This window comes from Acinetobacter sp. A1 (assembly GCF_012371315.1).
GTDB lineage: Bacteria > Pseudomonadota > Gammaproteobacteria > Pseudomonadales > Moraxellaceae > Acinetobacter.
The window spans coordinates 1-9,576 of sequence record NZ_JAAZQY010000053.1 but is presented as its reverse complement, the minus strand read 5'-3'; the positions used below and the strand labels follow the sequence as shown (position 1 = coordinate 9,576).

Genomic DNA, 9,576 nt, shown 5'->3' with positions numbered 1-9,576 from the left:
TAACTCTTTAGCGAGTGCCAACATTGCTTCATCTTTCATGGTAAACACCTTTTGTTTGACCCCAACAACGTTGGGGGGGAGTTTAAGCGTTTACACAGTTTTATTTACAGTCTCGCATAAAAAACGCACATATATGTGCGTTTTTTTATGCAGTGGTTCAATATTATTAATACTTAAGCATCTAATTGAGCCAAAACTTCATCAGAGAATTCTACGTTGGTATATACGTTTTGAACGTCATCCAAATCTTCAAGCATATCTATCATTTTCATGATTTTTTTCGCTTGGTCGATATCGGTAATATCTGCTTTGGTTGATGGGCTCATCACCACTTCTGCATTATCTGACTTTAAACCTGCCGCAGTTAATGCATCTTGAACTTCACCAAACGCTTCAGGGGTGGTAATAACCAAAATACCATCTTCAGACACTTCAATATCTTCTGCACCAGCTTCTAAAGCCACTTCCATGACTTGGTCTTCTAAAGATGCATCTTCAAATGAAATTTCGCCACGTTTTGTGAACAAGAAGGCCACTGAACCATTGGTTCCTAAGTTACCATCAGTTTTAGAAAAACAGTGACGTACATCTGGCACAGTACGGTTCAAGTTATCAGTCATGGTTTCAACGATAACCGCAACACCACCAACGCCATAGCCTTCATAAGTGACCTCTTTTAAGTCATCGTTATCTTCACCACCAGCACCACGTTGAATAGCACGGTTAATTACGTCACGTGTCATGTTTACAGACAGCGCTTTTTCTACGACTGCACGTAGACGAGGGTTGCTTGCAGCATCAGCGCCGCCAAGCTTTGCTGCTGTTGTTAATTCACGAATAAATTTGGTAAACAACTTACCACGACTCGCATCTTGTTTGGCTTTACGATGCTTAATGTTGGCCCACTTGGAATGACCCGCCATGCGAAATTGCTCCTTACAGATTGGCAGTATGCCTATCAAAATTGCGCTCATTCTACCATAAGCCCTTTTTTTAGATAAAGAGTAGGGCTTTAGGTTTTTTAAGCGTTTGTTTGAGCGTTTTTAGGCTCAGGAATGACAATATCCAAGCCGACATGTTCTTTGTAAAGACGTTGGATGAGCGCCATATCGTGATCTAGTTCTGTCGGATAGATTTTACCAAAAATCCCGCCTTGTTTGGTTTGTGAATTGGCATACATTAAAACAATAGGCACTTGAGCCGCTTTGGCGATATGCCAGAAACCTGTACGGATCGGTTTACGTGTTTCGCCTGTTTTGGCGCGAGTCGCTTCGGGGGCAATGACCAGATTGAAATGCTCATTTTGCTCGAACAATTCCACCATTTGCGACACGATATCTTTACTAGATTTACGGTCAACTGGAATACCACCTATTTTTTCTAAAATGGGTTTAAGTGGCCCTTTAAATAGTTCTTTTTTTATTAAAGTATGAATTTTGATGTCATAGATTTGAAAAAGTGCGAGGGAGAGCACAGCATCCATCATAGAGGTGTGTTCAAAACCAACAATCACCTGTTTGTTTTCGAGGACGTTGGGTTCAACCTGATATTGCCAGCCTGCAAGTTTGAATGCAGATTCGCCTAAAAATTTTTTCAACATAGATGTAACAGCAGATAAATTTGGAAATGCATAATTTCTGCTTGTTTCCTATAAGAGTCAACAGGAATATTGTGTGAAATATCCTGATATCAGACCATGTGAATATTTATAGCCTTTAACTTTTATTGGTTTTTGCTCTAAGTGTTTTAATTTTAATATTAAAAAGATATGAACTGAGCCAAATTAAGTCTTAAATTGAGCAAAAATGCACTATTCAATTAATTTATAAGGCATTAGACTTTGGTCGTAATAAATGATGATTTTATTCACCATTTCACTTGTCTATAGACCATGGAAGGATAATAAAGTGACTTATTTTACGACTTTTCTTGTTGCATTGATTGTGTTGCTTTTAGTTTTGCTTTGGTCAATGTTTGAGTTGTTTTTAGAATTGCGCAAAGAAAAGCGCTTGAAGTTACACCGTGCGATGTTTAGTAAAGTGAAGGTGTAATATTTAGTTGAATATATTGAATTCACTTCTCCATTTCGCTATTTGCTGACTATCTATACAGCTATTTTTGAAAGTGCTTGTATTTTAGAAAATTCTTCGCTAGTATTCTTTGCGCTTAAACTTGTTGAAAAACAACTAATTTAGCAATCTAGGGCCTATAGCTCAGTCGGTTAGAGCAGCGGACTCATAATCCGTTGGTCGACAGTTCAAGTCTGTCTGGGCCCACCAGTTTTTTGTAATCATATGCACAGTTTTGTAATGATTTGATATATAAACCCATGAATTATAATGATTCATGGGTTTTTTATTTCTGCTTTTTGCACAACTATGTTTGGCTATGCACAGCTTTATTTGACCCTCTTGTGTATCCAATCTTGTATCCGATACTCTTTCTGCATTACTCGGATACAAGAGATTTTGTTATGAAAAGAGCGGCTTTAGATAACATCAAACAAATCAAAGATACCCATCTTCTCAATCTTGAACCTGAGGATAAGGAGTATCGTATTTCATGTGATGCTGGGCTTTATTTTCGTGTATCACCAAAAGGAAAAAAAACTTGGCAAGTCCGCTTTAAGGATGAGGTAGGGAAGTGGAAATGGCACAGTATTGGAAGTTATCCGCAGTTATCGCTTGTAGCAGCTAAACTTGAAGCTTCAACTATTTTTCTCAAGTTACAGCAAAATGAAAAAGTATTAACAAAAAAAGAAATTGAATTGCAAAAGATTGAGGAACAACAACTTAATTTAAAAAGCTTGATGTATGACTGGCTTGATACTAAGAAAACAACTTGGGCTGCAATAACAATAAAGAAAGAAACTCAATCAATTGAAAAACGTATCTTATCTGTTTTTGGTGAATTGGATTTCACCAAAATTTCACCTCAACAATGGCTGACATTTTTTCAGGATATGCTTAGAAGTGAAAGTATTTACAATCGTGTAGAGAAACTAGTTTCACATTGTCGCAATGCCTATGATCTTGCAAAGTTTCATGGACAAATAGAGTCGAACCCTTTGGATGGGATTTTGAAGTATCTTGATAAAGGTAGTAAAGGGAATATGAAGCATGTCAGTCTTCAGGAACTGCCCGAGTTGGTGCAGTCTATTCGAAGCTATAGAAATTCGCATACAGCAATTGCTTTAGAGTTACTTGTTATTCTTTTCCCGCGACCACAAGAATTGCGCTATGCAAAATGGCAAGATTTTGACTTTGAGAAAAAAATCTGGATAAAGCCTGCCGAAACAATGAAATGTGGTATTACCCATGTTGTACCTTTACCAAAACAGGCAATAGAACTGTTATTTAAATTAAAAGAAATTAGGACAGTATCGGATTTTTTATTTCCTAGCAGAGATAGCCTTATACAGCCAATGAGTGAAGCAACTTTAAATAATGCTTTGAAAAATCTAGGCTATCGAGGCCGTCAAAGTCCACATGGGTTTAGACATATTGCAAGTACTGCCTTAAATAATCAATTCAGTGATAAAGAACAGGTTATTGAAGCTTGTTTAGCGCATAAAAAACAGGGTGTAAAAGCTGTTTATGACAAAGCTACACATTTAGAAGAACGAATTGAAATTATGCAATGGTGGGCCGACTATCTCAGTAATGTTACTGATAACATTAAAGCCGTAGCATAATTTTTTAATAAGACAAGGCTCGTCCCTAAGGGATCGAGCCTAATGCATTTGTTAACGCTCTTTGTTGAGCAGATGATTACGCCTGTACTGGCGGTTCAATTTTTTCATGCCGACTTAGGCCATATTCCATTTCATATTTCTACTGCTAGGCAATAGTTTTATGCTTGTCTAATCTGGAAGAACAAGCCACGATTTTTTTCATGCTGGTGTAGCATTATCCTGATTTAAGTTTCAGGCAAACCCGTATAAGTTTATTTTCATCAGTGACCAAACTTCAGAATACTTACACTGTACCAATCTCGGCCTAGTCAGAGAGACCAATCCCCGACTGAGAAACACGACCAGTGTTTCATTAACCTTTCTTTTCTACATATTGTCCAACATGCTCACGCATGTGCCGACTCAAGTTTTCGCAATGAGCATCCCGACTGAAAAAATCGAAATGTTTTAGGATTCGCTTTAAGCTAGCTATCTCATTTAATACAAATCTTACTATGAAGATTGGTATCACAATTTCCGCAAGTAAATACTTGCTTTATATGCGCTACTCACCATCGCTCCCACACTGAAAAAAATACAGCAGACTTTTAACCAATTTAAGCCTTTTTATTCAGTGCTTCCCAAGTTATTTCAAAGTGTCTTAATGTGCAGACCGTTTATCCTCTCGCCTGTATACATGCTTCCTGTTTCCCCCGACCGTAGTTCCTTAAAAATATCGGGATATGATGTATACACAACTTTGTAAAGGGTAAAACTCTTACACTCCAATCAGCATCTATCGATTAATGCCGTTACACGTTTAAGCTATCCAGCGACCCATTCAGCTTGCGCAAAATGGTGCCAGCTTTTCCAGCGTTAGCCTCAAAGCCCTAGTACCTTGCGGCACTCTCAGCAGCCATCGTGATTGGAAATGAGCATACTTTTCCAAGTAAAAAAACTTGTTCGATCAAGCATACACATTCAGCTATTAACGGAGACTATCGCACATCCTATGCTGCTCCTGACTGTATTACTTTGAACAGGGTTTCAATGTTCCACTATTTTCATAATTTCACACCTAACTTGGCTATTACTAACCAAATGACCATTTCACGATAAATCGCTTATAGGCTCCCGTTTCCTTGTCGCCCAACCACTTTTTATTTGCTTGGAACTCTTAAAAAGTGAATGAACGGATAGAAAAAGGATATTGCAATCCTTTAGCCCCCGTTGCAACGTACCGAGCGAGGTTTCCCCAGCAGTCCGCTACATCGGCAATATGAAGATGGTTAGTCTTATATTCAGGGCAATATGTATCAAAGTTTTTGAATGGTGGTCAGCCATTCAAACCACTTCAAAAAAAGAAAGTTGGAATGGATGGTCAATCCACAATTCGATTGATATGCAGCCATATTATCAAAGTTAATTTAATATATCAATAATATTGATATATTATTTAAACAAGTATAAGATTTGCTGATCAAGGTTCGTAATGCGCACTAGGAACTACTTTATTGTCACCTTACAACGTGAGGTGACAGTGCTAGCGCAATTTGATTAATGCTGATTGCTGATGCGCTCAGCAAAATGGGAAATGTAGAGAAAATTATTGTTGATGAACAATTCAAAAATGGATGAAGAAATTTGGACTTAAGTGGATTGTTGATTGACATGAAAAGTGCATAGTTGGATGACATAAAATGATTGATTACAGCCCCCACACAAAATACACCGCACAAAAAATTCAAGATAAGGTCACAAGAGGATCATATTTTTATTGCAAATTTATAGTGCAAACTGAGTTAGGTAAAATTGATATTGAAAAGATTATTCATAAATTAACCGAACGCTATTCATTAAATTTAACCAGTCGGCAAAGAACATATCGACTAAAACAAGGATTACCTGTCGCTGATCTCATTGTTCAAGACATTCTTTATAAAGATGAGTGGTTATTTATCTTGTTGATCAAAACCCCCAATAGCCATCGTCACAGCAAAGAAACCATAGGCAAAGTGACTTCAACAACCATATCAGCATATACATCAAAAGATAAAATTGCTGAACTTGAACCTGTCATCTGGGACAGAATTACAGTCGGGCAAGAATTAACTTTTATCCGTCAATACTATAAAGACAATGAACAATTTAATTTCATATTGAATAAACCTTATCTATGCTTAGATTTTGGGAAATGTGAGGCTGAATTAGTACGGTTAAGCCATAAAAAGTATGCTGAACATCAGACTAAGTTTTACCGTAAAAGTAACAAGAATTTCTCATGGACGTGGCGATTTAAGAAAACTGAAATAGAAAAACTAAAAAGAGAATTAACCCAAATTCTCAATCGAGTGATTTCACAGAAAGATCAGACCAAAGCGCTCAATGATCTTCTTGCATGGCAGAATTATTTTAAAATTTATGCTGTATTCAGAGGTAATCGACAACAGGCGGGACGTTTATATACCTTCGGGAAACTATTCTTTTTCAGTCGGAAAAGACAACGATGGGATCAAGCACAAATGCCTGTGATGGACTTAACAATAATCGCGCGTTATGAAACCTATGCGGATTCTTATACTGAGTATTGTATGCGTAGATATTTTTATGAATCCTTTGAAGTTGAACTTCCACGAGAGATTTCAACAACGGAAAATTGGCAGTTAATCAGTGAATACATTGAAATACAGGGTTTATGAAAAAATATCAAATATGTTTATATTTTAAGTATTATATATTTTTTTTTCTGATATCCAGGGCTGTTTGATTAATAAAATCTAATACTTCTTTCTGCTGTAATTCAGTTAAAAAATGGAGTTTTGTAACAAGTTCTGCCATTAAATTATCTTCAATAAAGAAGTAAGCTACAGGCACTTCTAAAACTTCAGCTATTTTTGTAGCCATCAGAAGATCAGGCGCATACTTTCCTGTTTCATATTGATTCATTCGAGCACTAGCCGAAGCTTCATCAATGCCAGCAAGTATTCCTAATCGTTCTTGAGAAAGCTTCTTTGCTTTGCGAGCAACCTTTAGACGCATTGAAAATACATTGGATTTTTTACGTTCCATATGTTTAATAATCAATTAAAAACTAAGATTCTCTTAGTTTTTAATTGATAAATTACTAAGGATTGCTTAGTATTATGATCGGCATAGCTATACTTTATAATATTGATCCAACACTCAGAGGGTAAAATGGATAAGAATTTTTTATTTTTAGCGATTTCTTTCGCCTTAATTAATGTAACAGGCTGTCAACATATCCAAACAGCAGCAGACAGTACGGTAGGTGCTATATCGAAAGGAGTAAACGCCTATGATGGCTGGGTAAGTAAAGGTACTCAACGCGTATGGGATGAAATGTCAAATAAAGAAATACGAAACAAATTTTTAGTCCTTTCAAATAACTCTAATAATAATGTAATTGTTCTAAACCCATCATTGATCAATGATAAATTTAAATTAGAAAAACGTACAATGGGTTCAATTCATTTAGAAAAATATATCAATCACGAAGCAAATTTTAATGAAGCGAATCGAAAAATTAACAATGGTATTTATATTTCAGAAAAAGATTTAGCTTCAAAAATGTTTATTGAGCAAGCACTGGCTCAAGGCCATCAGGTTCGCATGTATAAAAAGAACATTAATAGTGATTTAAATCGCGGATTAGTGCAATCCATTACAGAGTTTAATGGTGCTCAAAATCGTTATGATGTTGATCCTGCCTTTGTTGAGTTTGATAAAAATGGCAGTCCTGTAGCCATTATGACACGCTCATGGCAAACAATCTCAGCCATCGGTGTTGATAGTCGCATATACACTAATATTTATTTTGCTCAAGATGCTCTACGTTGGTTTGAAAATAATTTTTCAAACCGCTATCTAGAAGACTCTTTAATTCGTGTATATAAATAGAAAAACTTTTTTATGAATAGATATGTCATTGTTTTTTCTTTCTAGAGCTAATAATCTTCTGCGGATTTTGAGTTAAATACTCTAACTTTTTAATATTTATAAGAGACTTTTTAATTATGCTTAAAATTAGATCAACATTGTTAATACTTACTTCAACTCTTTTAATAGTCAGTTGCTCAAAAGATAATAATACCCATGTTCAATCACAAAGTCAGAGTAATGAAAATAAAGCTATTGAGAAAGTAGCTGAAAAAATAGAACCAGAAGATGATCCTACTTTAAAAGGTACACCTGTTTTAGGCTTTAAGTTAAGGGATTCGACCTTTGATTCAGTAAAGAAACGATTAAATAATTATAAAATAAATGGGGAGTCTTATGCTGGAGGGCCAGTTTTAGAAAATGATGGATCTGGCTTTGATATAGATGGTTTGCTATTTACTCAGTTTGGTTTTGATAAAAATCAAAAGTTAGTTTATGTGTGGATGACACTAAGTGAAAATAATCATATGTCAAAAGAGACATACAAAAAAATTGTGAGTTATGTGCAGAAAAATAATTACAAAATTATTAGTGAAAAAGCCCCTTTTGTTGGCGACCAAGAAACAGTATTCCTTACACCAAACAATGAAATGATTACAGTTAGCGCTCCACATATGGGGGGCTTTAAAGTAAATATTGAATATGTTACTCAAGAATTTGAACAGCAAAGAACTCAAATAATTCAAGAAAGCCAACAGAAAAAAAACCAGTCAGAAGCGGCTAATTTTTAAGGAGTACATGTGTGAAAAAATCAATACTACTCGCGGCATTTTTCATATTTTTTACTGCAAGAGCAGAAGCAACAACCCTTCAGCAGCAGATTAATAACCGTATACAAGTATCTATAAAAAATTTGAATTTAGAAAGCAAAAAATATGCTACTGATTCAGACTATTTTAAATTTTCTCTAAAATCTAAGGAAGTTATCACTGTTGATATTAATCACGATGGAATTAAAGATAAAATTATAGTACTTAATTTTTGTGAAGAAACGAATTGCCATCCAACAACAATGAGTTCAGAAGTAGCCGTTTTTATTGGTAAAAAAGATCAAAAATTTAACTTCTTAGACTCAAAATATTTTGCTGTGACAGCGAGTATTCAAAAAGATAAGAAGGGACATATTAACGTTCATCAATATGATTATTTTGAGGATGACGGACATTGCTGTCCTAGTCGTTTAACTAAATTTAATCTTACCGTTAAAAATGGGAAATTAATTTCTAGTAAAATAAATTAAATCTATTAAATTCAGAATCTTATTCTAACTTAATGTGCTCTAGGATATTTTTTTATGTATCAGTTTATTAATACGGCTTTAATATTGTGTGTAACAGTAGCATCTTCATCTGTAATGGCAGCACCACAACTATTTAATGTAGAGCTAAAAGGTGCAACACGTGATCAAATTCGCTCAGCATTGCAAAATACCAATGTTAAAGTGGTTCGTGAAGACAACAACTACTGGATAGATAAATACAATTCTAATGCTGTATTGGAAGGTACTACAGAATTAAATTTTGGATATACATCCAATGGAAAATTTGCTTATGCAGAATATAAATTTCCTGTATTCATGGACTCAGGAAAAATTCTAGAGGTTGCAAATTTTGTTTCATCAAAATATGGAAAACCGAGCCAACGCTCAGGAAATCCTAGTCTCGGAGAAGCAAGTTTTACCTGGAATTTCAAAAATGGTATTAGTATCACGGCATATCGTGGTTGGCCTGATACTACAACGTATTTGAATTACACAGATAAAATAAATTATTCAAAAATGAACACTGAAATAGAAGCTGAACAAAAACGACAACTTCAACAGAAAGTGCAACAACAGGGATCTGCATTTTAAATGTATTAGTTCAGACTGGCTTTGTTGCACAAAGATTTCATAACTATATGATTTTAGAAGTTTTGATTATTTTTTGATCCAAAATTAAATTTAT

General features: G+C 35.1%; 9 protein-coding genes and 1 tRNA gene. 7 read left to right on the top strand and 3 right to left on the bottom strand.

Annotation, left to right across the window (positions count from 1 at the left end; translation table 11 throughout):
- Nucleotides 1-173: 173 nt before the first annotated feature.
- Together HHA41_RS12545 and HHA41_RS12540 are read right to left on the bottom strand one after the other, a co-directional pair.
- The gene (locus HHA41_RS12545) at nt 174-923 is read right to left on the bottom strand and encodes a YebC/PmpR family DNA-binding transcriptional regulator (RefSeq protein ID WP_168418613.1); all 750 of its coding nucleotides are present in this window, start codon (nt 921-923) and stop codon (nt 174-176) included.
- A 98-nt stretch (nt 924-1,021) separates the two neighbouring features.
- Nucleotides 1,022-1,600 carry a 1-acyl-sn-glycerol-3-phosphate acyltransferase gene (locus tag HHA41_RS12540; protein WP_168461926.1) on the bottom strand — a complete coding sequence of 193 codons (579 nt, stop codon included), beginning with the start codon at nt 1,598-1,600 and terminating at the stop codon, nt 1,022-1,024.
- A 602-nt stretch (nt 1,601-2,202) separates the two neighbouring features.
- Here HHA41_RS12540 and HHA41_RS12535 point away from each other — a divergent pair.
- From HHA41_RS12535 to HHA41_RS12525, 3 genes are all read left to right on the top strand, one after another.
- Nucleotides 2,203-2,279, top strand: a tRNA-Ile gene (locus HHA41_RS12535).
- Between the two features lie 194 nt (nt 2,280-2,473).
- The gene (locus tag HHA41_RS12530; protein WP_104500639.1) at nt 2,474-3,694 is read left to right on the top strand and encodes a tyrosine-type recombinase/integrase; all 1,221 of its coding nucleotides are present in this window, start codon (nt 2,474-2,476) and stop codon (nt 3,692-3,694) included.
- Nucleotides 3,695-5,373: 1,679 nt separating this feature from the next.
- On the top strand, nt 5,374-6,372 hold the full coding sequence (locus HHA41_RS12525; protein ID WP_104500638.1) for a hypothetical protein: 999 nt from the start codon (nt 5,374-5,376) through the stop codon (nt 6,370-6,372).
- A 31-nt stretch (nt 6,373-6,403) separates the two neighbouring features.
- Here the strand turns inward: HHA41_RS12525 and HHA41_RS12520 are convergent, their stop codons facing one another.
- Nucleotides 6,404-6,742 (bottom strand): helix-turn-helix transcriptional regulator, encoded by a 339-nt coding sequence (locus HHA41_RS12520; protein WP_104500637.1) that lies wholly within the window; start codon nt 6,740-6,742, stop codon nt 6,404-6,406.
- A gap of 126 nt (nt 6,743-6,868) precedes the next feature.
- On the opposite strand from HHA41_RS12520, the gene HHA41_RS12515 reads away from it, so the two are divergent.
- The 4 genes from HHA41_RS12515 (at nt 6,869) to HHA41_RS12500 (ending at nt 9,482) form a co-directional block, all read left to right on the top strand.
- Nucleotides 6,869-7,591 carry a hypothetical protein gene (locus tag HHA41_RS12515; protein WP_104500636.1) on the top strand — a complete coding sequence of 241 codons (723 nt, stop codon included), beginning with the start codon at nt 6,869-6,871 and terminating at the stop codon, nt 7,589-7,591.
- 116 nt (nt 7,592-7,707) lie between these two features.
- Entirely contained in the window at nt 7,708-8,361 is a 654-nt protein-coding gene (locus HHA41_RS12510) for a hypothetical protein (protein WP_104500635.1), read from the top strand.
- Nucleotides 8,362-8,372: 11 nt separating this feature from the next.
- Nucleotides 8,373-8,870, top strand: a complete 498-nt coding sequence (locus HHA41_RS12505; RefSeq protein WP_104500634.1) for a hypothetical protein — start codon at nt 8,373-8,375, stop codon at nt 8,868-8,870.
- Nucleotides 8,871-8,924: 54 nt separating this feature from the next.
- The gene (locus HHA41_RS12500) at nt 8,925-9,482 is read left to right on the top strand and encodes a hypothetical protein (RefSeq protein WP_104500633.1); all 558 of its coding nucleotides are present in this window, start codon (nt 8,925-8,927) and stop codon (nt 9,480-9,482) included.
- Nucleotides 9,483-9,576 lie beyond the last annotated feature (94 nt).

Coding starts and splice junctions, on each gene's coding strand:
- HHA41_RS12545 (WP_168418613.1), bottom strand. CDS start 923: ATGGCGGGTCATTCCAAGTGGGCCAACATTAAGCATCGTAAAGCCAAA.
- HHA41_RS12540 (WP_168461926.1), bottom strand. CDS start 1,600: ATGTTGAAAAAATTTTTAGGCGAATCTGCATTCAAACTTGCAGGCTGG.
- HHA41_RS12530 (WP_104500639.1), top strand. CDS start 2,474: ATGAAAAGAGCGGCTTTAGATAACATCAAACAAATCAAAGATACCCAT.
- HHA41_RS12525 (WP_104500638.1), top strand. CDS start 5,374: ATGATTGATTACAGCCCCCACACAAAATACACCGCACAAAAAATTCAA.
- HHA41_RS12520 (WP_104500637.1), bottom strand. CDS start 6,742: ATGGAACGTAAAAAATCCAATGTATTTTCAATGCGTCTAAAGGTTGCT.
- HHA41_RS12515 (WP_104500636.1), top strand. CDS start 6,869: ATGGATAAGAATTTTTTATTTTTAGCGATTTCTTTCGCCTTAATTAAT.
- HHA41_RS12510 (WP_104500635.1), top strand. CDS start 7,708: ATGCTTAAAATTAGATCAACATTGTTAATACTTACTTCAACTCTTTTA.
- HHA41_RS12500 (WP_104500633.1), top strand. CDS start 8,925: ATGTATCAGTTTATTAATACGGCTTTAATATTGTGTGTAACAGTAGCA.